Annotated in this window: 21 protein-coding genes and 1 pseudogene; 16 read left to right on the forward strand and 6 right to left on the reverse strand. The window is 59.9% G+C overall.

What is annotated here, in order from left to right:
- Positions 1-174: 174 nt before the first annotated feature.
- Positions 175-1,179, reverse strand: a complete 1,005-nt coding sequence (locus QOV41_RS12555) for a LacI family DNA-binding transcriptional regulator (protein ID WP_284577023.1) — start codon at positions 1,177-1,179, stop codon at positions 175-177.
- 171 nt (positions 1,180-1,350) lie between these two features.
- Positions 1,351-3,318: a glucose/sorbosone family PQQ-dependent dehydrogenase gene (locus QOV41_RS12560; protein WP_284577025.1), complete on the reverse strand. Its 1,968-nt coding sequence runs from the start codon at positions 3,316-3,318 to the stop codon at positions 1,351-1,353.
- 248 nt (positions 3,319-3,566) lie between these two features.
- On the opposite strand from QOV41_RS12560, the gene QOV41_RS12565 reads away from it, so the two are divergent.
- The 11 genes from QOV41_RS12565 to QOV41_RS12615 all read left to right on the forward strand — a co-directional run bounded on the left by QOV41_RS12565 (position 3,567) and on the right by QOV41_RS12615 (position 15,732).
- Positions 3,567-4,586, forward strand: a complete 1,020-nt coding sequence (locus QOV41_RS12565; RefSeq protein ID WP_284577027.1) for a LacI family DNA-binding transcriptional regulator — start codon at positions 3,567-3,569, stop codon at positions 4,584-4,586.
- A gap of 320 nt (positions 4,587-4,906) precedes the next feature.
- Complete coding sequence (locus tag QOV41_RS12570) at positions 4,907-6,058, forward strand: extracellular solute-binding protein (RefSeq protein WP_284577028.1); 1,152 nt, start codon at positions 4,907-4,909, stop codon at positions 6,056-6,058.
- Entirely contained in the window at positions 6,055-6,939 is an 885-nt protein-coding gene (locus QOV41_RS12575) for an ABC transporter permease (RefSeq protein ID WP_415926716.1), read from the forward strand. Before QOV41_RS12570 ends, QOV41_RS12575 begins: the two co-directional genes overlap by 4 nt.
- A 1-nt stretch (position 6,940) precedes the next feature.
- Complete coding sequence (locus QOV41_RS12580; RefSeq protein WP_415926717.1) at positions 6,941-7,795, forward strand: ABC transporter permease; 855 nt, start codon at positions 6,941-6,943, stop codon at positions 7,793-7,795.
- Between the two features lie 7 nt (positions 7,796-7,802).
- Complete coding sequence (locus tag QOV41_RS12585; protein WP_284577030.1) at positions 7,803-8,840, forward strand: ABC transporter ATP-binding protein; 1,038 nt, start codon at positions 7,803-7,805, stop codon at positions 8,838-8,840.
- A gap of 1 nt (position 8,841) precedes the next feature.
- A complete protein-coding gene (locus tag QOV41_RS12590; protein WP_284577031.1) occupies positions 8,842-9,678 on the forward strand; it encodes a glycerophosphodiester phosphodiesterase in 837 nt (278 codons plus the stop codon).
- Positions 9,675-10,484: an inositol monophosphatase family protein gene (locus tag QOV41_RS12595; RefSeq protein ID WP_284577032.1), complete on the forward strand. Its 810-nt coding sequence runs from the start codon at positions 9,675-9,677 to the stop codon at positions 10,482-10,484. Before QOV41_RS12590 ends, QOV41_RS12595 begins: the two co-directional genes overlap by 4 nt.
- Positions 10,485-10,815: 331 nt before the next feature.
- Positions 10,816-12,117, forward strand: coding sequence for an extracellular solute-binding protein (locus tag QOV41_RS12600; protein WP_284577033.1), 1,302 nt, complete (start codon positions 10,816-10,818; stop codon positions 12,115-12,117).
- A gap of 70 nt (positions 12,118-12,187) precedes the next feature.
- Complete coding sequence (locus tag QOV41_RS12605) at positions 12,188-13,069, forward strand: ABC transporter permease subunit (protein ID WP_284577034.1); 882 nt, start codon at positions 12,188-12,190, stop codon at positions 13,067-13,069.
- 9 nt (positions 13,070-13,078) lie between these two features.
- A complete protein-coding gene (locus QOV41_RS12610; protein WP_415926718.1) occupies positions 13,079-13,993 on the forward strand; it encodes an ABC transporter permease subunit in 915 nt (304 codons plus the stop codon).
- A gap of 1,025 nt (positions 13,994-15,018) precedes the next feature.
- A complete protein-coding gene (locus QOV41_RS12615; RefSeq protein WP_284577035.1) occupies positions 15,019-15,732 on the forward strand; it encodes a PRC-barrel domain-containing protein in 714 nt (237 codons plus the stop codon).
- Positions 15,733-15,798: 66 nt separating this feature from the next.
- Here the strand turns inward: QOV41_RS12615 and QOV41_RS12620 are convergent, their stop codons facing one another.
- The 3 genes and pseudogenes from QOV41_RS12620 to QOV41_RS19750 form a co-directional block, all read right to left on the reverse strand.
- The gene (locus QOV41_RS12620; RefSeq protein ID WP_284577036.1) at positions 15,799-16,869 is read right to left on the reverse strand and encodes an endonuclease/exonuclease/phosphatase family protein; all 1,071 of its coding nucleotides are present in this window, start codon (positions 16,867-16,869) and stop codon (positions 15,799-15,801) included.
- A gap of 49 nt (positions 16,870-16,918) precedes the next feature.
- Positions 16,919-18,045, reverse strand: a protein-coding gene (locus QOV41_RS12625) for an IS3 family transposase (protein WP_415926715.1) whose coding sequence is annotated in 2 segments (ribosomal slippage) — positions 16,919-17,805 and positions 17,805-18,045 — 1,128 coding nt in all. Because the reading frame shifts where the segments join, the coding sequence is not laid out codon by codon here.
- Positions 18,046-18,420: 375 nt separating this feature from the next.
- Positions 18,421-19,128 (reverse strand): annotated as a pseudogene (locus tag QOV41_RS19750) (alpha/beta fold hydrolase); the annotation flags it as partial.
- Between the two features lie 638 nt (positions 19,129-19,766).
- On the opposite strand from QOV41_RS19750, the gene QOV41_RS12630 reads away from it, so the two are divergent.
- The gene (locus QOV41_RS12630; RefSeq protein ID WP_284577038.1) at positions 19,767-20,855 is read left to right on the forward strand and encodes a PRC-barrel domain-containing protein; all 1,089 of its coding nucleotides are present in this window, start codon (positions 19,767-19,769) and stop codon (positions 20,853-20,855) included.
- A gap of 196 nt (positions 20,856-21,051) precedes the next feature.
- Positions 21,052-21,600, forward strand: a complete 549-nt coding sequence (locus QOV41_RS12635; RefSeq protein WP_284577039.1) for an iron transporter — start codon at positions 21,052-21,054, stop codon at positions 21,598-21,600.
- A gap of 73 nt (positions 21,601-21,673) precedes the next feature.
- Here the strand turns inward: QOV41_RS12635 and QOV41_RS12640 are convergent, their stop codons facing one another.
- A complete protein-coding gene (locus QOV41_RS12640; RefSeq protein WP_284577041.1) occupies positions 21,674-22,954 on the reverse strand; it encodes an HlyC/CorC family transporter in 1,281 nt (426 codons plus the stop codon).
- A gap of 499 nt (positions 22,955-23,453) precedes the next feature.
- Here QOV41_RS12640 and QOV41_RS12645 point away from each other — a divergent pair, with 499 nt between their 5' ends.
- From QOV41_RS12645 to QOV41_RS12655, 3 genes are all read left to right on the forward strand, one after another.
- Positions 23,454-23,696, forward strand: coding sequence for a type II toxin-antitoxin system Phd/YefM family antitoxin (locus tag QOV41_RS12645; RefSeq protein WP_284577042.1), 243 nt, complete (start codon positions 23,454-23,456; stop codon positions 23,694-23,696).
- Complete coding sequence (locus QOV41_RS12650) at positions 23,693-24,079, forward strand: type II toxin-antitoxin system VapC family toxin (protein WP_284577043.1); 387 nt, start codon at positions 23,693-23,695, stop codon at positions 24,077-24,079. The genes QOV41_RS12645 and QOV41_RS12650 overlap by 4 nt, the downstream gene beginning before the upstream one ends.
- Before the next feature lie 796 nt (positions 24,080-24,875).
- Entirely contained in the window at positions 24,876-26,990 is a 2,115-nt protein-coding gene (locus tag QOV41_RS12655) for a putative bifunctional diguanylate cyclase/phosphodiesterase (protein WP_284577045.1), read from the forward strand.

A 26,990-nucleotide genomic window follows, 5' to 3' on the forward strand; every position in this document is an offset into this window, starting at 1 on the left:
TGAAGCACTTGTCGTTGTCCGGCACCGTCCCGCAAAACTATGCATGCTTGCGCAACATTGCAACAGTTTTTGCGGTTTGTGCAAATCTTTGCGCTCGGCGTAGAAAGAGCAGGACCGTAGTTTCCCACTGAAGCAGCTTTAGGCGACGATCAAGGGTAACAATACGGTAGCGAACTAGACGGAAAAGACTGTCTCGCCGGCAACCTGTGTCAGCCCGATTTGGAGCTGTTGCACAGCTGGCTCACCATCCATGTGCTGGGCCAGCAATCGCACTGCGCCTCGCCCGATCGCCTCCCGGTCCACCCGCATGGTACTCAGCCGCGGCGTCGCCATGTTGGCCACGGGTAGATCGTCAAAGCCCACGATGGAGAAGTTTCGTCCAAGCCGACTGTCCGGTCCGTAGATCCCCTCCAGCATCTCGACTGCCGCAATGTCGTTCCAGATGAACGCTGCCGATACATCATGTTTGAGCGCCAGGAGATCGGAGAGCAGTTCGGCGGTCGTTCGCTCGCCCGTATGGACGATGACCGCCTCAGCGCCAGGCGTTGCGGCCATCGCAGCCTGAAAGCCGCGCTCCCGCTGAAGGATCGTTGGGCGAACGCGGTGGGTATAATGGAGAATGCGCCGGTGTCCCGCGTCGAGCAGGCGCTGCGTCGCCTGGTAGGCCCCGTAGAAGTTGGCGGGTGATACCGAACTTAGGAGCATCTCCGGATCACTGCCATTAACCAGGACGACCGAGACCTCCTCGTTCTGGCTCCAGTCTACCAGCTCATCCCACCCATCGATCCCCGCCAGCAGCAGACCGCCGGCGTCCGCCTGCTCAATCTGCTTGCGGATCATCTCGAGCGTTACCGTCGCCTCGTTGACGAGCCGTACATCGAGCGTCATGCCGGACTCCGCCGCCTGCACTCGCATGCCCTCGACGATGCCGAAATAAAACCCGGACATGCCGCTTGTCGCCGAGCCAAGCGGCACCAAGGCTACGGCACGCTTCTCCCCGCCCACGGTAAGTGGTGTATGCTTGGATTTATAACCCAGCTGCCGCGCAATGCGCTGCACATCGCGCCGTACTGCATCACTGATGCCCGTCTCATTGGCCAGGGCCCGCGAGACGGTGCTGATGGAGACGCCGAGATGTTCGGCAATATCGGCCTGGTTCGCGCGGCGCTGGATGACCAATTTGCTTCTCCTGAACTCAACCACGCAATATTTGCGTTTCTTGAGCAAGGCAAGCCGATAGTTACGAGATGCGCCGCGCATCTATATTTGAGAGCGCGCCTACGAGGCCCAAAAGCGACCATATTGGGGCCTGAGGTGAGATGGTGGGGCGAAACCGCCCCACCACTTCGACTAGCGCTGCTCTGCAACCTCGCCGGGCTGCAAGGGACCGAACTCGTTGCCCCAATTGTTCCGGATATAGGTGGAGATTGCAGCGATCTGCAGGTCGTTCAGCTGGTCGCCGAATGGTGGCATGTAGCCAAAGCCATGCACCAAGGTACGGGCCAAGTACTCGTCATCCCCGAGCGACTCGTTGCCGACAAGGGCCGGGCCCTGGGCGCCCTGCCCGGTTGCGCCATGGCAAGCCCCGCAGTTGATGCCGTAGAGCGTCTGACCATTGTTAAACAGCTCATCGAAGCTGGTATCAGCGGTTTCGGTCGCAGCGGCTTGAGCTTCACCCTCGAGATCCGCAGCATCACCCTCAATGTCCCCGGGAACAGCTGCTGACTGCTCGTCGTTCGGGACGTCCGCATCCACCGGGTCGACGCTGGCGTCGTCCGCCGCCTGCTCGGTATCGTCACCTGCCGGCTCAGGCTGGCTTCCCTCAGTCACCTCCGGGGACAGCCCCAAGCCCGACGGCGCCTGGCCTGCGCCATCTTCACTCTCGTAGGTGAACGCAAGGATCGCCCCGGGATTGTGCAGCACATTGGTGAAGCCGCGATCGCCGTAGAGCTGGGCAGCGGTGCCGAAATTGTCAGTCGCGATGAAGACGGTTTTATTGTCCGCCCCTATGGCGGTGTCCCGATACCGGTTCTGCGTACCGAACCAGGCAGTAGGCAATCCTTCGGCCTCCGTGCCATCTTCGCTCAGCTGTTGCACGTAGAGCGTGCCATGCTTGAGCGTAGGCAGAAGCACCGAGTTGTCCCACTCGGGAATACCATCCTCTCCAGCCGCATAGTACTGGATGGAACCAGGAGCGATGGTCGGGTTACAGATCCAGCCGCAATTGCCTTCGAAGTCGTACTCGTCGCCCACCGTCCAATAGGTCGCAATCGGCTCAACGATCTCAGGCTCGAACTCGCTCTCGGGGTATCGTGGCACCTCATCGGGAATATCCCGGCCGGTATAGCGCAGATCCGCCGGCGCCTCACTCCAGTTGCCGTAGACGTAGACACTGTCGTCACGATAGCCCGCAACATTAGGCCAGCCATAATTGCCGCCGGGCTCGAGCACGTTCAGCTCGTCATCGGTATCGGGGCCATGCTCGGAAACATAGATTATGCCCTCGGCGCCGAAGTCGATGCCCTGCGGATTGCGGTGGCCATAGGTGAAGATATGGCTTCGCACGCCTTCAATCTCGGGATTATCCTCGGGGATTGACCCGTCCAAGTTTAAACGCAGAACCTTGCCAGTGTAGGATTGCCACTCCTCGGCGTCGACATCCTCCTGACTTGGCAGGGATTGAGCCAAGTTCGGCCGCTGGTAGTTGCCACCGAAATTGGCCCCCTGTTCGCCAAGCGTATAGTAGATTTTCATGTCGGGCCCGATCTTCACGCGGCCTGCGTTGTGGTCGTTCCAAGCAGGAACTCCGGAGATCAGGTCAACCGGATCGACAAGCACCTGGTTGGCCCCGTCATAGGTGTAGCGAACCAGCTTTTGCCGCGGATCTGGCGATTGGGTCGACCCAGCCTCGTAAGTGTAGGCGAGATAGACGTAGTCATTCCCGGTGCCCTGCAGCAGCTCAGGGTGGAGCGCCATCCCGAGGAGCCCCTGGTGCTGCACGTCGACGCTAACGTCTTCAAGCGTGAGCAGCGTCTGCTGCGCCCCGGTGAAGGGATCGACGCGCGTCACTTCACCAGTGGAACGCTCCGTGACCCAGATCATCTCATCAGGACCCCAGGTAATCTCCCATGGATTGGAAAGCCCGGTCGTGAGCACGCGAGCGGAAAAGAGCTGGTCATCGCCCTTCTCGACTTCCACGGGGTTCTCCTGCGCCATGGACAAGCTGGTGCTCATCATGAGGGCGAGACCAAGCGCTCCCCCACCCACCAATTGGTGCATCTTGAGTGATCGGGGGCCGCCTTGAATACCCTGGCGCATCGATGTCTCCTTATTCACTATGCTATTGTGGCGCGGAATACCGCAGCGAGTGACAACGACGCAGGAGCGACTTAGTTCGCGTTCTCGCTTACGACCTTTTCCGTAGCGCGGACCGTTCAGCGGTGAGACGACGAGCCTCGCAAAACCTGCAGCTCTCTTGTGCGGCGATTTCTGTAAAGGTACAGGCGTCCAGCTTGACTGCCGGTGCGGTTCTTTCCACAAGTCGACGTCCGCAGGAATAAAGCACGATGAGCGACACCAAGACGCGAACCTTTGTCACTGCACATATGGTCGCGGAACGAGCGGGAGTGTCGCGCTCGGCGGTGTCCCGAACCTTCACCAGCGGCGCCAGCGTGTCAGAGGCAACCCGCAAGAAGGTCCTCGAGGCGGCCGCATCTCTCGGCTACCATGTCAATCATTTGGCGCGCGGCCTGCGCGAACGCAGCAACATCGTCTGCCTGGTTGTGTCAGATGTAACCACGCCGATCCGCTCCCGGATGGTGGACGTGCTGACCCGCGATTTGCAGGCTGCCGGCAAGATCACGATGGTGATCAACACCGAAACTGACAATGAAAGCGTCTCTTCCGCCCTTCGGCAAACCCTTAATTACCGCGCGGACGCAACTGTTGTGTTGTCGGGCACGCCGCCCGCACAGCTCATTGAGACTTGCCTCGCCAATGGGCAGCAGGTGGTGCTGATCAATCGCGACGATCGGCTGAGCGGCTCCAGCAGTCTCAACGTTGACAATGCCATGGCCGCGCGTGAGGCCCTGTTCCTCCTGCAGCGCGCGGGGTGCCAACGGCTTGGCCTTATCACCTCGAACGCCCGAACGGCGAGCCTGGTGGAGCGGGAGCACGTGTTCATGGATGCAGCCAAGGCGTCGGGCATTCCTGTGACTGTAGCCGAGGGCGGGCCAACGAGCTATGCCTCGGGCGCGGAAGCGGCGCGGCGGGTGTTTGGTCGCTCCAATGCCCCTGACGGCGTTTTTTGTGTGACAGATTTGCTTGCCCTCGGCTTCATGGATGCCGCCCGGCATGAGTTCGGCCTCAAAATCCCAGACGATCTTTGCATCGTGGGGTTTGATGATATCGAGCAAGCGGGATGGCGCTCCTATCAACTCACCACCTTTGCACAGCCTCTCGAGACGATAGCCGACCGCGTGGTAGCGCTACTGGTCCGGCCCGAAATAGCTTCTTCCACACGGCAGGTCATCGAGCCCCTGCCCGTCTGGCGCAACACCGTTCGCCCCTCAAGCAGCATCGGTTAGCCCCCTCTTGCACACGTGAGCAAGATCTCGGCTGTCATCAAAGCGTTACGTGATAGCCGTAACACCCCGCTCAAGAGCGAGACGGAATGCACTTGTGTGCAACCGTCTTTGGGTGTTGTCTAGCTTCGTGACATGCGCAGCGGCGAAACCCAGCACCAGATTGGGATTGCCTTCCAGAACGCGGGTCACACCGAGGGAGGAGGCCCATGGGGCGGGCGAGCGGGTGCCGATCCACGCTCGTCGACGGCTTGCCGTATGCTGCCTCCGCGATCGGCGTTGCAAGCGCAGCGGCCCAGGGCCGCTTTGATGGGAGACTACAAATGAAACGTCGCGACTTCATGATCACAGCTGCCGCAGCCGCAGCTGGCACGGCATTTATGCCCCGCATGTCATTTGCCGCCGAAGGCGTGATCGACTGGTATACCAGTTCAGACAGCAACATTCTCGACTTTTGGACGAATACGGTGAAGCCTGCCTTTGAAGCAGCTCATCCGGGAGTTACGCTGAACCTGGTGGATGCCGGTGACGGCGCAGGCATTATCTCCATTGGCGAACGGGCCATAGCAGCCAAGCAGTCTGGTGCGGACCCGCAGGCCGATTTCTTTGAGTCCGGAGATGCTCTCCTGCCAGCCGGCGCCATCGATGCCGGGGTCTACACCAATATCGCCGAAGCCGGCCTTGCCAATTACGACAAGATCAACCCGCTGGCGATCCAGAGCGAGTATTCGCTTCCCTATCGCGGCAGCCAAGTTCTGCTGGCCTATGACACGACCAAGCTCGACCCCGCCGACGCCCCTAAGACGTGGGACGAGCTGGTTGCCTGGATCAAAGCCAATCCAGGCCAGTTCGTCTACAACCGCCCCGACAAAGGCGGCTCCGGCGGCAATTTCGTGCGCCGCGCCATCCATCAGGCCAATGGTCTCGATCCTTCTGTGTTCACCGTCGACAACTACACACAAGAGTTCGGCGATGAGGCGCTCGGCAAGGCTTGGGAAATCCTCAACGACATCGCTCCGTCCCTTTATGACAACGGCGCCTATGCCTCGGGCAACACACAGTCGCTGCAGTTGTTGAGCCAAGGCGTGGTCACGATGATCCCGGTCTGGTCCGATCAGGTGCTGCAGGCCATCGATCAAGGCGTCCTCCCAGAGACGACCGGACTCGTACAGCTGCAGGACCTTGCGCTGGCAGGTGGCTTTACGCGCTCCATCGTCATCGAGAACGGTACCAATCGTGATGCGTCGCTACAGCTGGCCGATTTCATCCTTTCAGAAGAAATCCAGAGCGCAATCCTGACTGAACTCGGCGGCTTCCCGGGGGTCAGCTGGGACTACATCTCGCCCGAACTGCGCGAGCGCTTCGCCGACATCGTGCCGCAGACCATCCCAACCTTCCCCGGCGGAGATTGGGAAGCTGCCATCAATGATGGTTGGTACCGCAACGTCGCCCCCAACGTCGATCGCAACTCGTGAACGAAGCAACCGCCGGAGCGGTACGTCCGCTCATCGACACTACGGACAGCAGGAGACCTTCGGGTCTCCTGCTTGTCGCCATCCCTGTTCTTCTCGTTGCTTGGCTGGTGATCTGGCCGATCATAAACGCCATTGCGAGGACCGTCTGGCGCCCTGGGGCGGATGGGGAATACGAGTTCACACTTTCCACATATGTCTTTTTCTTCTCAGACCAGTACAGCATCAACAATCTGACGATTACGCTCTGGACCACGCTGATGTGCGCTATCCTGTTGCTGGTGATCTGTCTGCCCATTTCCCTATACCTGCGCTTCTCGACGGGCCGCCTGCCAGCCTACGTCCAAGCGCTCGCCATCTTTCCCATGTTCGTGCCGTCGATCATCCTGGCTTATGCCTTCATTCGCGTGTTGGGGCCCAATGGCATGGTGGACATCCTGCTCAATGCAGTGGGGCTGCCGAAAATCCGCACTCCCTATCTGACGCCCTGGGGTCCGGTTATTGGCTTGGTTTGGGACAATGTGCCCCTCACCGTGCTGATCCTGCTCGCAGGGCTCGGCAGTGTAGCTAATCAGGGCATTGAGGCTGCCCGAGACGTCGGAGCAAATTGGCTGCAGGTGTTCTGGCACATCATCCTGCCCCGCATTTCTAATTCGATATTGGTGGCAATCTCGTTTGCAGTGCTGGGGATTTTCTCGTCCTTCACCTTGCCCTACCTGCTGGGACCAGCTTCTCCCGAGATGATGGGGCCATTTATGAACCGAACTTTCCGCGAGGTGAACGATCCGCTGAACGCCATCACGCAGGCGGTGATCACCTTCTGCTTCTGTATCGCTTTCGGGCTCTTCTACGTGCGCTCCGTGGCACGCAACCAGGGGAAGTGACATGGATCAGACCGCAATGGGCAGCCTCCCGACAACAAACGCACCACCGAACCGGCTGCCCATAGACTGGACTGGCGTCTCCTTTGCTGCCCTGCTCTCGATAGCGATCATCCTACCGCTGGTTGTCGTCGCCACCTGGGCCTTCACGGAAGTCTGGCGCTATCCGAACGTCATCCCTCAGCAGTTCGGCCTCCGGTTCTGGCACCAGACACTTTCACGCCCCGACGTATGGGCGGCGCTCACGCTCAGCCTGCAGCTCTCGACCGTCGTCACACTGCTGTCGGCAGCTATCTGCCTGCCGGCAGCCTATGCCTTCGCACGGCTTGACTTCCCGGGCCGCAGCATTCTCTTCTTCTCGTTCCTAGCCGGGCATGCCTTCCCAAAATTCGGTCTCTTGATCGCCATTGCCGCCATTTTCCTTCAGCTTAACCTTATCGGCACCTTCTGGGGCGTGGTGCTTATCCAGCTGGTGGGCACCTTGCTGTTCATGATCTGGATCCCTGTTGCAGCGTTCCAGTCCGTGGACCGGCGCATGGAGGAAGCCGCGCGGGACGTGGGGGCTTCGCCGCTCCGGGTGTTCTGGTCGATCACGCTGCCCCAGGCTGGCCCCACCATCGCAGCGGCGGTTCTCCTCAGTTTCGTCGGCACCTTCTACGAGACCGAAGGCGCTTGGCTCATCGGTGCGCCTGGCATTCGAACCATGCCGGTCCTGATGATCTCGTTCATCAACAATCAGATGGTCATTCAATTCGGCGCGGTCCTGTCCGTGATGCTCTGGGTGCCCTCCTTCATCGCTCTCATGTTTGCTCGCCGGGTTATCGGCGGCGGTGCCTTTGCCCGCGGGTTCGGCGCGTAGGAAGACTATGTCCCTTCTCAAGATATCTGATGTTACCAAGGTCTTCCCCAACGGCAATGTCGTCGCGGTAGACAAGTTCTCGCTCGAGGTCGCGGACGGCGAACTCGTTTGCCTGCTTGGCCCCTCTGGCTCGGGCAAATCGACCTTGCTGCGCATTGTGGGAGGCTTTGAGCGCCCCACCTCGGGGTTGATCACCATTGATGGCGAGGACATCACGCAGTTGCCGCCGGAGAAACGCCCCACAGGCATGGTCTTCCAGAGCCATGCGCTTTGGACCCACATGAACGTCTTCAAGAACCTGGCGTTTGGATTGAAGCTCCGCCGCCTGCCCGTTGGCGAAATCCGGAGCAAGGTCGAGGCGGTGCTCGAGTTGGTGGGGCTCGGCGGCTATGGCGACCGCCATGTGGGTCAGCTCTCGGGGGGCCAGCAGCAGCGTGTGGCTCTGGCGCGCTCACTGGTGCTCGAACCCAAAATATTGCTACTTGACGAGCCGTTCGCGAGCCTCGACCAGCATCTGCGGGAGCGCCTTCGTGAGGAGGTCCGCGACATCCAGCAGCGGCTGAAGATCACGACGCTTTTCGTTACCCACGGGCAGGACGAGGCCCTTTCGATGGCAGATCGCATCATTGTCATGCGCGACGGCCGAACCGAGCAAATCGATCGGCCTGACGTCGTGTACCGCGATCCCCAAACCCCCTTCGTGGCAGGGTTCATCGGCACGATGAATCTGCTTGAAGGGGAGGTCTGCGACGGCATCTTCGCCAGCGACGGCCTGTCAGTGCCAGTTCCAGTCTCCGATGGCGCAGCCATGCTGGCAGTTCGCCCTGAAGCACTGGACATCGAGGCGGCGGAGCCTGGCCAAGCCAAGGTCCACCGGGTGACCGATTTCGGCACCCACGGCCTGGTAGATCTCGATCTGCCCAATCGCACCCGTCTCAAGGCCGTGGTCTCTCATCCTGATCTTTTCAGGTCCGGTCAGGGCGTCCAACTCAAGCCACGCGCCATCTATGCCTACCGCAACAATCGCCAGATCTATCGGAGCTGAATTGACAGCACCTCTCTACATCGAACGGGATGGACATCGCACCTGGCTCAAATGGCACCGGGCGCGCCGCAAGCGCAGTGATCCGGTGTTTACCGGCGCCAGGATCGTGGAGGCCATGCAACTGGGCGCCAGCGTCGAGGTGGATCTCGTGGTCCACGCCGACAATGGCTTCGCCATTCTTCACAATCTCGCGCTGGAGGAGGAAACCACCGGCACTGGGCGCGTCCGCGAGACCAGCGCGAATACTCTGCGGAGCCTTGCCCTCCGTGCCAATGACGGCACGCCCCTGCCCGACCGGGTCATGCTGCTCGAGGATCTCTGCGCACTGCTGACCAAGTCACCTCCGCATGGAGACGGGCTCTTGCAGCTCGACCTGAAGGAAGACCTCGCGGCTCTGGATGACCGGACGGTCGCCAACTTTGCGACCAGCATCGCGCCGGTATTGGGCTCCCTCATTTTATCAGGCGGTGATGGCGCCGCCGTCAGCCTCTTGGCGACTGCTTCCCCAACACTGCGGACCGGATACGATCCCTGCTACGGGGACTCGCTTGCCCGTCTCCAGGCAACAGGCGACTACGCCACTTTCATCGCCGACGCACTTGCGACCGCGCCCACGGCTGAAATGATTTATCTCGCCTATGACATCGTGCTCTCGGCGGAGGCGGTTGGCTTCGACATTGTCGCCCCTATTCATGCTGCGGGCCGCCGCATCGACGCTTGGACAATTCGCGAGGTCACGCCCCAATCTCTTGCCGAGGTCGAACGCTTGCTTTCGCTCAAGGTCGACCAGATCACAACCGATGACCCGGAGGGGCTCTTCGCCGCATTCGTCAAATGACAATCGACTATGACCTGATACTCGACGAAATGGTTGCCATTGCGCGCGACGCTGGCACGCTTACTCTTGAGCACTTCCGCGATTTTCGAGCTCTTGAGATCGGCATCAAGGGCCCGGGAGACTTCGTCTCCGACGCGGACCGCGAGGCCGAGCAGCTGATCCGCAAGCGCCTCTTCGCCATCAATCCCGATTGGAGCCTGACAGGCGAAGAGTTCGCCCCCGTCGATGGCGCCGACCCGGAGCATCGGTGGCTGGTTGACCCGATCGACGGAACCACCAATTTCCTGAACGGTCAGCACTACACCATCACCATAGCCTTGCGGCGTGGACAGGAAACGCTCTGCGGTCTGGTGTACAATCCGGTTGCTGACGAGATGTTCACGGCCAGCAAGGGCGGTGGCGCGTGGCTGAACGGAGATCGCGTCCATGTTAGCCGTTCAACGGAGGTCGGCCTTATGTGCGTGGGCACCGGGCTGCCCACCCCCGGCCTTCAGCTTTATCCGGGCGCCTACCAACGGCTGGACATGATCCGCTCTAATATCGGAGCGGTGCGGGTCGTCGGCAGCGCGGCAAACTCTTGCGCCTACGTCGCCGCTGGACGGTTGACCGGCTACTATGAAGAGACCGGCTTTGTTGATACGGCGGCTGGCATTCTTCTGGTCGAGGAAGCCGGGGGCATCGTTACCGACTGGTGGGGCCGCGGACCTGAGGTTTTCGAGCGCACCGGCGCACTCATCGTCGCAAACCCGGCAACGCACGCTTTTTTGCTCGAGCAACTGCGATCAGTTCCGCGCAAGGAACCCTAGCAGCAACTGTTCACAGCCGCCGTACGAACTCTATCTCCACGCTGGCACCAATTCGTACCGGCAACGCGCGAGCCTGCGCGGGCTCACGCCACCATGCATTGCGAGCGGTGCCCGTGCCTGCCCCCACTATAGTGCCCCAGACGACCCCTGATGCGGGCTTTGCGGGCATTCGCCAGGTTGAGCCGAAGGGCACCAGTTGAGTGTCACCAAACTGCCGTGATCCCGTCACCCAGCTGTAAAGCACCGCTGCTACGCACGCGGGGCTCGCACTTAGATGAGCCAGCGGGGCAACAACTTCCTGCTGATACTTTTTGTCATGCAGGAGAGAACCATGGTTCGCCTATCCCTCGCCGCACTTACCGTCGCCCTGACGTCCACCACCGCCTTTGCTCAGACTGAAATCAGCTGGTGGCATGGCATGGGCGGGCATCTCGGTGACGTGATCAATCAGATTGCGACCGACTTCAACGCCAGCCAGGACGAATACGCTATCACCCCCGTATTCAAGGGCTCCTACGAAGAGACGCTGACTTCTGCCATCGCCGCCTTCCGCGCAGGCGAGCAGCCCAACGTCGTGCAGGTGTTTGACGCCGGCGCCGCAACGGTGATCGGTGCAAATGGCGCCACCATCCCCGTGCAGGACCTGCTGGAGAACAACGGTGTCGAATTCAACATCGAAGATTACATTCCAGGCGTGCGCTATTTCTTCGCAGACACCGAAGGCAAGATGATCGGCATGCCGTTCAACTCATCCTCGCCGGTGCTCTACTACAATATGGATGCGCTGAGCGCAGCTGGCATCGACGCCCCACCGGCGACCTATGAGGATTTCGAAGCGATGGCTCCGGCCCTCAAGGAAGCTGGCTACATTCCCCTGGTCCAGACCCATATTCCGTGGGAGTTCGTCGAGAACTTCCATTCGCGCCACAACCTGCCTTTTGCCTCTAACGACAATGGCTATAAAGGTGCTGACGGCACGGAAATCCTGATCAACTCGCCTGAAATGGCCATGCACTTCACCAAGGTGAAGGAGTGGCTCGATGCCGGCCTCTTCGGCTTCTTTGGAACGGGCTGGGATGATAACCAGGCCCACTTCAACGAGGGCGATGCAGCCATGTATATCGGCTCGTCGGGCGACTTCGGTGGGCTCACCGCTGCCGAATTGCCTTTCGAGTGGGCGTCCACCTATCTCCCCTATTGGGAATCCATCACCGAAGAGGGCTATCAGACCTTTATCGGCGGTGCCTCGCTGTTCGCAATGGCCGGCCACTCCGAGGAGGAAAACGCCGCTACTGCTGCCTTCTTCCAGTACCTGACTTCACCCGAAGTCCAGTACATGTGGCACCGCGAAACTGGCTATGTGCCAATCACCACTGCTGCGTACGAACTGGCCAAGGCGGAGGGCCATTATGAACGCTCTCCCGCCGCTGAGACCGCCATCCAGCAGCTTTCGCTCCAGAGCGGTGAAAACACCCGCGGCTACCGCATGGGCTTCTATGTCCAGATCCGCGACGTGGAGAACCGTGAGTTTGCCCGCTTTCTGAACGGCGAAACGACCATTGAGGACGCGCTGTCCACGATCGAGACCGAAGGCAACGAACTGCTGGCCCGCTTCGCGCAGACCCAACAGTAAGCTCTTTTGACTCTCCCTCGGCGGCCCAAATTTGGGGCCGCCGATTTCCTTGCCAAGCGAGGCTAATGTCTTGAAACGCGCCGGCTTCGATTCAAATTGGCTGCCAATACTGCTGCTGCTCCCGCAGCTCTCGATCATCGCCGTGTTCTTCTACTGGCCCGCCCTACAGGCGCTCCGGTCCTCCTTCTTCCTTGAGGACCCGTTCGGGTTCAGTGCCAGCTTCGTCGGACTTGAGAATTATGTGAGGCTCCTCCGCAGCCCGGAATATCTCAACAATGCCGGCTTCACCGTAGTGTTCTCGACCTCGGTCACGTTCTTTTCGCTCGCCATCGCCCTGCTGCTGGCCGTCAAGGCCGACAAGGTGATCCGCGGCGCCAAGACCTACCGGACCTTGTTGATGTGGGTCTATGCGGTGGCGCCCCCAGTGGCTGGGTTCATCACGCTCATCATGTTCAACCAGCGCTGGGGCCCGCTGACCAGCTTCTTTGAGTTGTTCGGCTGGGACTTCCGCGTTCGTCAGAACTATGCCGACACGGCCATAGCCATGATCGTGGCATCGGTGTGGAAGCAGATACCAGTCAACTTCATCTTTTTCCTTTCTGGCCTGCAGTCGATCCCCCGCAATGTCGTGGAAGCGGCAATGATCGACAATCGTTCGGCCGTGAGCCGGTTTTGGACCATCACCTTTCCGCTGCTCGCGCCTACCGGCTTCTTCCTGCTGATCACCAACATCACCTATTCACTATTCGATACCTTCGGGACGATCGACACTATTCTGAGAAACAACCCTGGAGATAACCCCGTGACCTTGGTCTACCGGGTTTATCTGGACGGGTTCCGCGGCCAGGATATCGGCGGGTCGTCGGCGCAATCCGTGGTGCTCATGGTTCTCGTCCTGCTGCTGACGGTGTTTCAGTTCCGCATGGTCGAACGTCGCATTCACTACAACTGAGGGACGATCATGGCTGAAATCTATGAGAGCCGCGCCATCATTGCCTCGACGACCACTCCGCAACTGCGCCGGGCCAAGTTCAATTGGGAGGCTGTTGGCGATCATGCAATCCTGATTGCGGGTGTGCTGTTCATGGTCGCGCCGCTCCTCATGCTGGTGCAGATGAGTTCCATGCCAGACATCGAGACGATCAAGTCGGGTCCCAGCCTTCAGTTCGGTGATCAGCTATGGCCGAACCTGATGAAGGCCCTCTTTGAATCGATGAGCTTTTCCGGTGCGAACACCGGTCTCAACATGTTCAAGAACTCACTGGTGCTGGGGCTCGGCTTTGCAATCGGCAAGGTGGTCATATCGATGATGGCGGCCTATGCCATTGTCTACTTCCGGCTTCGCTTTGGGATGGTCGCCTTCTGGCTGATCTTTACGACCCTGCTGCTGCCGCTTGAGGTGCGCATCGTGCCCTCCTATGAGATCACCCAGAAGCTCGGATTACTGAACACCTATACCGGGCTTATTGTGCCGCTGATCGCTTCGGCTACCGCGACCTTCTTCTTCCGCCAGTTCTATCTGTCGGTACCCGAAGAACTGCTGGAAGCGGCTCGCATCGACGGCGCCGGTCCCATCCGGTTCTTCATCGACATCCTCATTCCCCTTTCGCAAACAATGATCGCGGCGATCTTCATCATCATGTTTGTCTACGGCTGGAACCAGTATCTCTGGCCCACCATGATCGTCACTGATGAAAGCAAGTACACTCTGGTCCAAGGCATCAAGCAGATCACCCAAGGCTTGGACGGCAGTCAGCAAGTGCCTGAGTATGGGCGTTCAAACCTATTGGCCATGCTCGCCATCATTCCGCCGGTCGCGGTGGTGATTTTTTTCCAGCGCTGGTTCGTCAAAGGGCTGACTGAGAGCGACAAGTAGCGCTGGAGATTGTCGGTATGCTCTGAAGGCTTAGCTTCGCTTAAGCAGCTATCGGAAGGTTGAGGAGAACCGCTCCGCGGCATGGGTCCATCCTCGTCCAATAGCTCAGCTTGGGCGCTATTGACGAGCCTACGGTCGGCGCCAAGCAATAGCCTTGGCAGCACTGTAGCAGCCCGGGAGCACCTTGCGGCTGTAGTTGCCTGAGATGATCTGGACGCGGCCATCTGGGCACTGGCCAGTTACAACCCCCACGTGATTGCGCATGACCATGATAGCGCCGAACTGGGCCGGCTGGGCCGGCTTCCCATAGGTGGCGAAATCTCGAGCCCGATTGGAGCCGCGGGGTTGCAGGCCTGCTTCGGCAAGGATCTTGTCTAAGTAGCAGGCGCACCACCTGCTCGGGCAGCCACTTGGTCGGCTTTGCCCGAGATCCCCTTGCATGATCTGAATGAGGGGGCTCGCCGTTGAGGGTGCAACTCCAGCCAGGCTCATCAGAAAAACGGCAAATGCAAGGGTCGGGGCGAACAGCTTCATGCCGATGGGCACTCCTCTACTTCTACGCGAATACTCTGCGGCAAGGTGCGGCAAACCCACACACTGGCCATCTCCGACCGGCCCCAAACCGGTCACCGCGGCGCCCCATTTGGGTGGTGATGGCTGCCGTTGCAGCAGTGGCCATTCAGCCAGTCGTGGCGGTTCGGCGGTGGAGGCTGCAATGCAGGACTGGTTGACTAAGGGACTCATGAGAGTCGGCAAATGTATTCGCCACGTTTCCGTTGCGCGTTTGATCACGCGATAAGCGACTGATCACGCGATAAGCGACGAGCTCTCTCGAGCAGCTGCGGCACCTCTGCCACACTGAGCGACGGTCTTACGGCTTCGACCAAGCGCAGAAGAAGCCATGGCGTCACTGCGCATTGTGAGCCACGTGAATTGTTCGGAGCCAGGTTCACTAGCTGCACCGGTGGGCAACGAAATCACGGGGGTCTCGTTTGAGTCCATCAGGACATACAAAGGAGGACCCGATGAAGCGCACCCTCGTCGCGCCTATGGTTATGCTGTGCTGCGGTTTTGCGAGCAGCTCCCTGGCTCAAGGTCTGGAGCCGGTGATCGTCAACAACTGGGATGACGATTTCTGCCGCGACTCCGGCACCAGCGTCGCCGGACTGATCGCGGGCATCGACGTCTATGGGCCTGTTCGGGGAGCAGAGGCAATCGGCGAGACCGAAGACCTGATCGTCAGTCCAGATGGAGAGGTGTTGGCGCTCATAGCTGAAATCGGAGGCTTTCTCGACATCGGCGACGTCCATGTCAGCGTTCCATGGGAAGTGGTGGAGTTCGGCGAAGGCTGGGCCCGGGTCCCGATCATGGAAGCAAATGTCGGCGATTATCAATTGCTGGATGGCGAGACCGAGTACCGAGCAATTACCGGCGGCATCACCGCAGGCGTCGATGACCTCGATCCAGGTGCAGGTGCCTGGCGCGCCACCAACTTCATCGGCGATCTGGTCGATACCCGCGACGGGGTCAGCTTCGGGCGGGTGCAAGACCTGATAATTTCGGGCGACGAGGCCAAGGCGATCATCATCAGTCCAAATCTGGGCTTCGACCTGTTCACACAATACGCGGTCCCCTTTCAGCCTCTGGCCGAGGGCGAGTGGAGTCCGGGCGATCAGGTGTTTCAGCTGGTCTACGATGAGACCGAGATGGAAGACATCGGCGCCTTCGCCTGCGACTAGACGCGCGTCAAAGGTGCCGCTGGTGGACACGACTGCTGGGGCGGAAGCACCCTAGCGGTCTGGCGTCTATCGGGCCTCCTCTCGACCCTGCTGTATGGCTTCGCTGGCTCTCTCAACTTCCGCAGGGCTGGGTCTTGCATTGCGCTGGACCGACACAAGCTCAGGAGCATGACAGAGCTCGATAAGGAGTGGGAAGTGATCGGAGCCCACGTGGTCCATCAGCCCCATGTCCACGAGCCGAAAGCTGGGATCGAAAAACACATAGTCCAGTGGCCACCGCAGGATGGGCCAGTCTGCGTTGAAGGTCGGGAACGGTCCACGGCCAATCCGGGGGTCCAGGGTTCCGCTGATCTCCTGGAACAGGCGGGTCGTTCTTGACCAGCCGACGTCATTGAGATCCCCAGCCACAATAGCGGAGGTTTGCTCCTCCCGAATTTCTCGGGCGATCAGCAGCAGTTCGGCATCCCGCTCTTCGGTGTCCTCGAGAGGAGGGGGAACCGGGTGAACACCATGGAACGTGATCTCCCTGCCAGAGGGCAGCCTCACGCCCGTCTTAATCGACGGCACATAGTCCTCAAGGAGGAAGCGGACCTGCGGCTCAATCAGCTCATAGCGGGAGAAGAGATGCATGCCATAGCCGTCTTCCCGAGCCTGAGAGATGTGCTCACGATAGGCTTGCTTGAACGGCTCTAGCTCCTCGTCCCACCACTGATTGGTCTCCACTAGAAGCACCAGGTCTGGCTGGGTCTGGTCGACCATCGTCAGCAGTGGCTCGGAGGTGCGATTGCTGACTTGGACATTCGCGGTGAGCAAAAGCAGGCGAGATTCCACGGGGCACGACGCCATGGCAACAGCTTCCGTCGCAGCAAGCGGGGTGTATGGCCAGACCCTATAGGACTGCCAGGCACCGGCACCCACGAGGGCGGCCAATCCAATCAGCACCGGCCCCTTACGCAAGCTCAACACCACGGGCGAAAGCAGCAGGCAGGCAACTATTACCGCGAGCAGTTGGGAGCGGGGAAAATCCCAAACCCTGATCCACCATTCATTGCTCGGGACAGCAGGAATCACCGTCAGCAATATGGCGGCACCACTGACGACAATCAGGGCAACGGAGAGGGCGCGCCGCCAACCCATCAAGGTCTAACCGAGTGAATAGCCCCTTGTTCTGTAGACACCTTCGGGGTTAGATTTGGTGCCGCCGTTCGAACTCGACGGGTGAGAGCATGCCGTTGCGGACGTGCTTTCGGGTGGGGTTGTAGAACATCTCAATGTAATCGAACACATCTTGGCGGGCTTCGTCCCGTGTCCGATAGGTCCGACGCCTGATCCTCTCGCGCTTGAGCAGGTTGAAGAAGCTTTCGGCCACAGCATTGTCATGGCAGTTGCCGCGCCGGCTCATCGAGTGAACCAGATTGTGGTGTCGCAGGAAGCTAGCCCAGTCCATGCTGGTGAACTGGGAGCCCTGATCGGAATGGACTAGCACCGTGTTCTGTGGCTTTCGGCGCCAGACAGCCATGTGCAGGGCCTGAAGGACGACCTCACTGGTCTGCCGGCTTTGTAGTGACCAGCCGACGACGCGGCGCGAGAACAGGTCGATGACCACGGCCAGATAGGCAAAGCCCTCCATGGTCTTGATATAGGTGATGTCGGTCACCCAGGCGGTGTCCGGCGCATCGACGTCGAACTGACGAGCCAGGGTATTGTCGACCACCACAGATGGCTTGCCTCCATAGGCACCAGGCCGGCGCCGGTAGCCGATCTGAGCCTTGATCCCGGCCAGTCTGGCCAGGCGCGCAACACGATTGGCGCAACTGGTCTCGCCCTGGTCCAGCAGGTCGTCATGCAGCTTGCGGTAGCCATAAACCTTGCCGCTCTGCTTCCAGGCCTCTTCGATCAGCTCGGTCTGGCGAATGTCTTCCCGCGCCCTTTTGCTCAAAGGGCTTTTGAGCCACGCATAATAGCCGCTGGGATGGATGGAAAGGCACCGGCACATGGTGCGCACACAGAACTGCTGGCGATGCTCGGCGACAAACGCGTACCTCACTTTGCATCCTTGGCGAAGTACGCGGCCGCTTTTTTTAGGATGTCGCGCTCCTCAGTGACCCGCGCCAGTTCTCGCTTAAGCTGCCGGATCTCATCGGCCTGATCCCCACCCTTGGAAACATCCGATGCATACTTCTTGCGCCACTCGTAGAGCGAATGAGCACTCACCCCCAGACGCTGCGACACCTCCGAAACGGGATACCCCCGCTCGGTGATCTGACGCACCGCGTCCCGCTTGAACTCGTCGCTGAAATTGCCTTTGCCCATGTAGGCCTCCTTGCCTCAAAATTAGGGAAGAAGGCGTCTACAAATCTAGGGGCTATTCAGAGGTCCGCAAATGATAACTCCGATGTCCACCGACGAGTCTGGTCGTCCGTTCATCCATATCGTGTTCCACCATACTCTAGAACCACACACGTCCACAGACCACATCATCATCGCGGCGGCGGTTGGTTATGCATGGCAGCGAAGCTTTTCCTTGAGCAGGACCTCGTCGCATTCCCTCAGCAAAACAGGTGGAGAGCAGTTCAGCTGGCTCTTCCTGCCCGCAGGGGCCACTACCTCAAGCGCTTGTTGAAACTGCTGTCGGTAAGCAAGGACCTGCATGGCTTCGCCTCGCGAGCCAACATGTTTGAGCAAGGACTACTGGGCGACGTCCTTGATTGCCTCGAGCACCGCACCAGAGTGGGTGTAATGCGGCATGTGCCCACAGTTTGGGAGGAGCTTGAGCCGGGAATTTGGCAGGGCTTTGTGCAAGCGTACTGAGTGGTCCTGTGAGGACAGTACAGAATCGCATTCCCCGCAGAGGATGGCAGTGGTCAATTCCATATTAGGGTGGCGCTCTTGGAGTTGCGCCGCGCTGGGTTCCAAAAGCCAACTCTCAAGCGCAAAGGTGCGTGTTTGCTCCGCACGAGCGGTGAGCGAGAACGGGTAGCGGGCTGTCTTTTCCGGAACCTCATGCGGAGCGAAATGCGCTCTCCAGTTCACGGGCTCGCTTAGCCTGGATAGTGGCGGTAAAACGGTGTTGCACAGCAATGGCCCGATGATAGGCTGAGCTGCCAAGCTCGACACGTGCAACAGCGGCCTCCCCATCGGATAGTAGAAGCCCGAGAGCAGAACCAGCCCCGCGCAATGCTGAGGATAGGCAATCCCGTAGGCCAGAGCGGTTAAAGCGCCCCATGAGTGTCCCAGGACAATCGGCCTGTGGGCCTGCAACCGTGTCAATGCCGACCGAAAGAGTTCCGCCTGTCGCTGCGGGGTCCAGGAAACGCCCGATGGGCGAGAGCTATACCCAGAGCCTGGGCGGTCGAAGGCGATTACTCGATAATTTTGGCAAGCGGCTCCAATAACGTTTGGGTAAAATCCTGGAGCAGAGCGCCCTGCCCGTGCAGGAGGACGAGGGCCGGCCCACTACCCTTTTCTACATAGTGTAGACGGACTCCGTCCACCTCGATGAACTTGCCGATAGGCGGGAACCGTCGCTCAGCACTCCAGGATATGTATCGGGAAACCAAATGACTGCGGACAGCAGCAGCGCGGCGGCTATTGCCCAGCTCATGGGCGCGCGAGTTTCCTCGGCAGTAGAGTGGTTCATCGGCAGACATGACCTTTTACAGGTCAGAGTAAGCGATCAACGGCAATCGGGTTCTGGCGAACCCGCAGAGCTCCACGACAACAGAGACGACAATATCCGTACGGGCTGCGCCGCGCGTAGTAAACCGATTGGCAGCATCTTTGTAGAAGCCTCACCTGTGGCAGGAGCAAGTTTTGCCTTACATCATGCCCAAAGCTCCCTGAGTTCACCTCGCACCCGTACCTCATTGCGCTGCACTGTGCCTGCGGGCGGGAGAACACCAGGATGATTGTAGGATCACGCATCCGCTACTGGAGTGTAATGGCCGCAACCATCGCCCGTTGGTCTCGTTGGCTTACAAGGACGGGGCGGAACAGCCGCCGCGTTATCTTTCAACCATTCAAAGGAGACGAGAATGAAACGCAAAAGCACAGCCATATCGTTAGCTGCGGTTCTCATCGCCACTCCCGCGCTAGCACAGCAGACATATGTTTATTCGGACTACGACACGGATGCGAATCTCGGCCTAACTGACACCGAATTCGGCACCTATTCCGCTGACGTGTTTGGCCGGTATGACACCGATCGTGACATGATGCTGTCCGAGGAAGAGTACGGCCTCTTCAACAACGAAGTGGGTCCCTTCGACGAGCCGTTCGAGGCCTGGGACCGCGAGCCCGACGGGTTGTTGACCGAGGATGAGTTCGGAACAGGTTTTTATGGCGCGTACGACACCAACAATGACCTTCTGATCGACGAACCCGAGTTCGGTGCGTACGGCATGAACGAGCAGGTCGGCGATACGGTCGGTGGTCCGGACAACACCGTCCAGACCAATGAAATCGTTCGCCTATCGGACTGGCGCTACGATGATCTCTATGGTCCTGGCGTCAGCGTCGAAGAGTTGATGGACGACATGGACGTCTATGGCCCAACCGGTGAAGAGATCGGCGAGGTCGATGACGTCCTGTTCGGTTCCAACGGCCAGGCTCTCGCCATCATCGCAGAGATCGGGGGCTTCTGGGACATCGGTGATACTCATGTGAGCATCCCGTGGGAGATGGTCGAGGTGAACCTCGACAACGTCATCGTCCCGGTGACCGAAGACACGGTCGGCGACTACTCGCTTTTCGCCCAGGACTACATCACGGCCGATGGTGTTGCCCAGAACATCCAGCAGGTTGATGACGGCTGGTTCGACGACACAGAAACGGGCCCCTATGTATGGCGCGCCAGTGAGTTGATCGGCGAGTATGCGCGGCTGGCTCCTGAAGGCGCTACCGTTGCTGAGAACTACGGTTACGTGAACGACCTCATCATCGTTGATGGTACTCTGCGGGCAACCGTGGTTTCGCCTGATGTCGGTTGGGGCACCGGTGGCTACTATGCTTATCCGTACACCGGGTACCGTCGTGGCGCAGACTACTACGACATCCCGTATGATGAAACCGAAGCTCGTGGACTTGAGCCATTTGAGTACAACCGTATCGGCATGGTCGACTAACCGGCCGTTCAGATCGTGAATGAAATGGCCCCGGTGCAATGCTGGGGCCATTCTTTTAAGTAGCAGGCTCACGGTCAAGCAAGGTGCATTGTCGGGCTCGATGGATAAGGCCCGAACGGACTCAATCCTGCACCTTTCCGCATGCCGGAAGAGCGCGCGCCTCGAGCGTGGTCAGAAGAAACAGTAGGAGAACGTCATGGCAGGTCCCAATGAAGTCCCCAGCAACGAAGCTGATGAAAACCAGCTGCGGATTGCCCGCGAAGAAGGTGCCGTCTACCAGAAGGCGCTCAAATACATGGTTGAGGAAGTAGCCGACAATGGCGCCCAACGAACCGTCGGCGACTATCGCATCGGCATCGCCCAGGAAGAGGCTGAGGGCATGTACCGATTGGTTGGCGAAGGCCAGCTGGAATGGCAAGAGCCACAGGGAGAGAACTGCCACCTGGAGGTCTCCATCAGCGACGCAGGCGATCACCGGTTTGTTCCGGGCCTAAGCATCGAGGTGACGCTCACACCGAAATCCGGCGGCGCTCCGGTCGGACCCATTCAGGTGCCGTTTCTCTGGCATCCCGGCCTTTACCACTACGGCGCTAATCTCACCGTTCCAGGAGATGGCACGTACGACGTCAAGGTGGTCATCGCACCGGCCGAGTTCATGCGCCACGATAAGCGCAATGGCGAACGATACTCCAAAACGGTGGAGGTCACCTTCCCCGACTTCGAGATCAAGACCGGCAGCGAGTAGCCTGATACCTTGGCCCGCTGGGGCTGCGAGCGCCGTGCCCTAGTGGCTTACAGTCGCAACGGCGCGCCAGGTACTATCCGGTCGGGCCGCCCTCCCCGTTAGGGAAAATCTGAACTCTGGCAACGCGGTGCCTGTCCATTTCGAGCACCTTGAAGCGGTAGCCATGCGCCAAGTACTCTTGCTGGGGGTCAGGGATGCGCTTGGCTGCGCTGATCACAATCCCTGCAACTGTCGTGACCTCGTCATCTGGAAGATCCCAGTCCAGCGATCGGTTGAGATCGCGGATAGAGATCGTGCCGTCGACAACGTAGCTGGAGTCGGCTTGAGGTTCGATGCCGAAAGAGCTGTCATCATCGGGCTCATCATGCTCATCGGAGATCTCGCCGACGATTTCTTCGATGATGTCTTCGAGGGTCACCAGCCCCTCAACGGCGCCAGTTTCATTCAGCACCAGGGCCATGTGGGTGTGGCGCTTTAAAAAACCGGAAAGCTGCTTTTCCACGGGCACCGATTCCGGCACGAACCAGGGCTGCGTCATCACTTTGCGGATGTTCAGCTGTGATGCATCGCCACCCGATCTTAGAAGAGCCCTAAGGACATCCTTGCTATGCACAATGCCAACCACCTCGTCTGGATTGGCATCGAAGACTGGTATTCGGGTGTAGGCGCTGTCCAGGATCGCATCAATCAGCTGCTCGACTGGTTGGTTGATGTCGAGGCTGAACATCTTGGTGCGGTGGACCATGACGTCCCGTACTGCGAGGTCCCGCAGGTTCAGAATACCGCTCAGCATGTCCCGATCCCGCTTCACCACCTCGCCTTCGGAGTGTAGCAGGTCCACGGTTCCCCGGATCTCTTCATGACCTGACACCAATTTGGCCTCGTCAGGATCGAGTCCGAAAAGCCGCAGGATCACGTTTACCAGCGCCTGTACGGCCAGAGTGATGGGTGCGAATACCAGCACGATCAGCTTGATGACCGGTGCAACGGCTAGGGCGAATGCTTCCGGGCGGATAAGCGCCAGTGTTTTGGGCAGGACCTCCGAGAACACCACCACAGCCGCCGTCATGGCGATGGTGGCGTAAGCGATGCCCGCTTCCCCAAAGATCTGGATCAGGAGACTGGCGGCAAGCGTCGACGCAAGGATGTTGACGACGTTGTTGCCAAGCAGAATGGCCCCGATAAGTCGCTCCTTTTCAGAGGTGAGCTCTTCGACAAGGCTGGCCCGTTTCTCACCCGATCTTGCCAGCTGATGCATGCGGGCACGGGACGATGCGGTGAGCGCCGTCTCGGAGCCGGAAAAGAAAAAGCTCATCGCCAGAAGCAGCACGATGCCCACGCCGGTCAGCCACATATCGGATCAGTTCCTTCTTCAGTTGATCGCTACGCACCTTAGGGGAACATCAGCCATAGGTCACCTCAACCCCATCCTGCCGCAGCAACTAGGCGCATATGCCGCGACTGAGGGTGTGCTTTTGCGAAAAACTCAATCGCCTCGGCAGCATCGCCCCCTTTCAGGCGGACAACTCCCGGTGCAGCATCTCCACCAGGCACCATGACAAGGACAATGCGGATTGCTTCGCCACCTTTGCGCGGATCTCAAGATGATGTCAGAGCACGGCCTTCGCAGGATTACGGCTTCGGTCGTCTTCTTATCCACCATGCGCTCAAGGTCGCGCAGGCACGCGATCCTCTGTGGAGCTAAGGCGCTCGCACTATCTTTGCTGCACTTGGCCCGCCGCTGGGATGTAGACCCTGTTTGCTCGTCGCAATAGGGGTAGGAACGCACAATGAGCAGCCTTGAATACAACGCCGATCTGAACTAAGTTCGGTGAACTAAGTCGAGGTCGAGCATGAAAACGGTCAACATTCACGAAGCCAAGACGCACCTGTCCCGCCTGATCGCCCAGGCTGCAGAAGGTGAGCCTTTTGTGATTTCAAAGGCGGGCAAGCCTCTGGTGAAGGTTGTCCCCATTGCTGCCGAGCCTGTGGACAGCCGCCGGACAGGGTTCATGCGTGGGCAGTTCTCTGTTCCGGCCGATTTCGACACCATGGCATCGGAGCAGATCAGCGCGCTCTTTGGGGGGAAGCAGTGAAGCTGCTCCTTGATACCCACCTGCTCCTCTGGGCCGCCGGTCAGCCCGAGCAACTATCCGCCGAGGCGCGCGCACAAATAGAAGATCCCGACATAAGGCTGGTTTTCAGTGTGGCCAGCCTGTGGGAGGTCACCATCAAGTCGTCGCTAGGAAGAGCAGACTTCCAGGTCGATCCGCGACTGCTGCGGCGCGGTCTGCTTGACCACCATTACGAGGAGCTTCCAATCCTTGGGTCACACGCAGTGGGCGTGCAATCGCTACCTCCAATACACAAGGATCCCTTTGACCGTATTCTCGTTGCCCAGGCAATCGGGGAAGCAGTCACGCTTTTGACGATGGATGAGACGGTGGGGCGATATCCTGGCCCCATCCGCATGGTGTGAGTTAGCCGTCCAGGCTCGCCCTGCCCGGACGGCCACATCCAGCCACCCGCAGTAGCGGCATCCATCCCGAGCCCTCAGCAGGGGTGCCGCGCCGGCGTCAGCTCTCATCAGCAAAGCCGACCGCTGGTTGTTGTCATCGGCCAAAATCGATGCGCCACGCCCCAGGGATCGACAATACGCGTTATCGAACATTCCCCCGAGAACCGGCCGCTGTTCGATACCGAGCGATACCCAACATTGGCTAAGGGGCAATGCGTCAGGCGCGAGACAGCGGCTACCGATGACAAGACGCCCTCAGGCGATCACAGAAGTCGAATAGGACTGTAATGGAATGGCGGAACGACAGCCGATTGTATATTCCAGCCGCCTTGCGGGTAATCGGTAGCCTTCCGCCCTGGTTGAGCCGATCCGCCACTGAGGCCTCCGCTAGCAAGGTTGAACTGGACGACTAGCCGGGCCACTAATCCCGATCCGTGCTACCCCCGGCTTAGCGTTAAGGAGCACCGGCAAGCAGGATCAGCCAGCCCAGCAAAAATTGACGCACATAGCAGTTCGACAAACGGTTTTATCGGACATTTCCCCCGTCTGCGGGCGCTCCCCCTCGCCCCTCGCGCAGCGATCAACGCCCCCTTCCCCCGACCTGCTGCTCCTGCTCCTGCTCCTGAAAGGGGCAAGAGCTCCCCGGCAGCGACGGGGTTTTAATCCTGCAATTACTTGCGTAAAGTCACAGACCAAGTAACGGAGTTTTCGGGAAATACCGCAGATAGTACCCCCACGATTTACGCGCGAGCGCGAGATGGTTGAGCTGCAGCAAGATGACTTGGCTTCGCAGGACGTCTGGCGCCACGCCATCGAGCGGGCGCAGCTGGGGCTCTGGGACTGGGACCTCACGACCGACCGCTGCTTTTATTCGGCCAGCTGGTTTGCCATGCTGGGTTACAGCGAAACCGAGTTCCGGCACGACAGCGCGCTCTGGCTGCACCTGACCCATCCCGAGGACCGGGAGCGCGCGGTGCGCAGCGGCGAACGGCATCTGGCCGGTGAAACCGGCAGCATTGAAACCGAACTGCGCCTCCGACACCGGGACGGACGGTGGATCTGGGTGCTGGACCGTGGCGGCATCATCGAACGGGATGCATCGGGCCGTCCCCTGCGGGCGGTCGGCGTGCAAACCGACATTTCCCGGCAAAAGGCGGCCGAGGCCGAACTGGCAGATGCCAATGCGCAGATCAGGCTGGCCCTAGAGGCCAGCAGCATGGGGCTCTGGCAGTTTGACATCGATACGCAGAAAAGCCTCTGGGATGGCCGGACCAGAGAAATCTTCGGCCTGCCGCCGGTAGGCGATGAACTGGCACGGGAGGCCTGGCACGCCTTTCTCCATCCCGAGGACCGGGAGCGCACCGAACAGGCGCACGCCATACCGGTCAGTCCCGATAAGCCCACCAGGATCGGCTACCGGATCATCCGCGCTGACGGCCATGTCCGGCATGTCGAGACGCTGTGCAAGCTGCACCGGCTGCCCGGGACTTCGGGGCGCCTCGTGGGCACGATCCGGGATGTCACCGAGGAGCATGAGCGGCAGCAGCAACTTGCGACCGCTGCCCGTCAGGACCCCTTGACGGGCCTCCTCAACCGCGGCGGCTTCGAGGACGTCCTGACCCGGTGGATTGCAGAGGCTGCCGGCAGGCCTTTCGGGCTCTATTACATCGATCTCGACTTCTTCAAGGCGATCAACGACACGCTGGGCCATGCCGCCGGGGACGCGGCCCTGCGCGGCGTCGCCACCCGCGTCGGTCGAGCCATGCCCATGGCCGTGATGGCACGCCTCGGCGGCGATGAATTTGCCGTGGCGCTGCCGCTCGCCGACGAGGATCCAACCATGGCTGCCCAAAGCATGCTGACCGCCATCCGGCAGGTCGGGCCCCATACGCCCCAGGGACAGCGGCAGCTGGGCGCCAGCATCGGGGTAGCGATCATCAACTCACCCCACGCTACTCCCGCCGAAATTCTGGCGCGCGCCGATGATGCCTGCTATGCTGCCAAATCGGGCGGGCGGAACACATGGCACCTCGAGACCGAGGGCCAAGCCAGCTCCGGCATGAGTACGGCGCAACTGGTCGCTGAGCTGACCATAGCCATGGAGGATGGCCGGCTGCGCCTTTTCGGTCAGGAGATCCGCGCACTGGAGCGGCCGGAACAGCCCACCGGCCGGGTTGAGGTCCTGTCGAGACTTCTGTCCCGGCAAGGCCACCTGATCGCCCCAGGCGATTTTCTTCCGGCGGCTGAACGGTTCGGCATGGCCGCGGCGCTTGATCGCTACGTCATCCGCACCGCCTTGAAGACCTTTGGCCAGGCTCTCGGGCGAGGCGCCAATCTCACGCTCAGTTTCAATCTCTCGGCGCATACGCTCAGCGATCCCATGTTGTGGGACTTCGTTGCGACTGTCGCCGAGCAGACCGGCGCGGCGCTGAACAGGCTTGAGTTCGAGATCACCGAGACCGCAGCATTTACCAATATCGGCGCCGCAGAACTGTTTGTCACCGAAGCCCGCAGCCGGGGCTGCCGCGTCAGCCTCGACGATTTTGGTGCTGGACTGAGCTCGTTTTCCTATTTGCGCCGGTTTGCCGTGGACAGCGTCAAAGTGGATCAGTCCTTTGTCCAGAACGTGGAGTCCAGCCCGTTCGACCGAGAGGTGATCAAGTCTCTGGCTGCCATCAGCCGTTCCATGGGCGTCGATGTGATCGCCGAAGGAATTGAAACCCCGGCAGCGCTCGCAGCCTTGCTGGACCAAGACCTCCACATCACTCTGGGGCAAGGATTTCTGTTGCATCGCCCCGAACCGCTGGCACAGGTGGTGGCGAGACTGGTCCCGGGTGCCCAGGTCAAAGCTGTACAGCCAGCCCTCTTGTGA

Source organism: Devosia sp. RR2S18 (assembly GCF_030177755.1).
Taxonomy (GTDB): domain Bacteria; phylum Pseudomonadota; class Alphaproteobacteria; order Rhizobiales; family Devosiaceae; genus Devosia; species Devosia rhizosphaerae.

What these genes read in the sequence shown, in the direction of transcription:
- QOV41_RS12595 (WP_284577032.1), top strand. Translation starts at nt 9,675, where the DNA reads ATGACAATCGACTATGACCTGATACTCGACGAAATGGTTGCCATTGCG.
- QOV41_RS12585 (WP_284577030.1), top strand. Translation starts at nt 7,803, where the DNA reads ATGTCCCTTCTCAAGATATCTGATGTTACCAAGGTCTTCCCCAACGGC.
- QOV41_RS12560 (WP_284577025.1), bottom strand. Translation starts at nt 3,318, where the DNA reads ATGCGCCAGGGTATTCAAGGCGGCCCCCGATCACTCAAGATGCACCAA.
- QOV41_RS12630 (WP_284577038.1), top strand. Translation starts at nt 19,767, where the DNA reads ATGAAACGCAAAAGCACAGCCATATCGTTAGCTGCGGTTCTCATCGCC.
- QOV41_RS12655 (WP_284577045.1), top strand. Translation starts at nt 24,876, where the DNA reads ATGGTTGAGCTGCAGCAAGATGACTTGGCTTCGCAGGACGTCTGGCGC.
- QOV41_RS12640 (WP_284577041.1), bottom strand. Translation starts at nt 22,954, where the DNA reads ATGTGGCTGACCGGCGTGGGCATCGTGCTGCTTCTGGCGATGAGCTTT.
- QOV41_RS12610 (WP_415926718.1), top strand. Translation starts at nt 13,079, where the DNA reads ATGGCTGAAATCTATGAGAGCCGCGCCATCATTGCCTCGACGACCACT.
- QOV41_RS12620 (WP_284577036.1), bottom strand. Translation starts at nt 16,869, where the DNA reads ATGGGTTGGCGGCGCGCCCTCTCCGTTGCCCTGATTGTCGTCAGTGGT.
- QOV41_RS12600 (WP_284577033.1), top strand. Translation starts at nt 10,816, where the DNA reads ATGGTTCGCCTATCCCTCGCCGCACTTACCGTCGCCCTGACGTCCACC.
- QOV41_RS12565 (WP_284577027.1), top strand. Translation starts at nt 3,567, where the DNA reads ATGAGCGACACCAAGACGCGAACCTTTGTCACTGCACATATGGTCGCG.
- QOV41_RS12615 (WP_284577035.1), top strand. Translation starts at nt 15,019, where the DNA reads ATGAAGCGCACCCTCGTCGCGCCTATGGTTATGCTGTGCTGCGGTTTT.
- QOV41_RS12570 (WP_284577028.1), top strand. Translation starts at nt 4,907, where the DNA reads ATGAAACGTCGCGACTTCATGATCACAGCTGCCGCAGCCGCAGCTGGC.
- QOV41_RS12580 (WP_415926717.1), top strand. Translation starts at nt 6,941, where the DNA reads ATGGATCAGACCGCAATGGGCAGCCTCCCGACAACAAACGCACCACCG.
- QOV41_RS12635 (WP_284577039.1), top strand. Translation starts at nt 21,052, where the DNA reads ATGGCAGGTCCCAATGAAGTCCCCAGCAACGAAGCTGATGAAAACCAG.
- QOV41_RS12645 (WP_284577042.1), top strand. Translation starts at nt 23,454, where the DNA reads ATGAAAACGGTCAACATTCACGAAGCCAAGACGCACCTGTCCCGCCTG.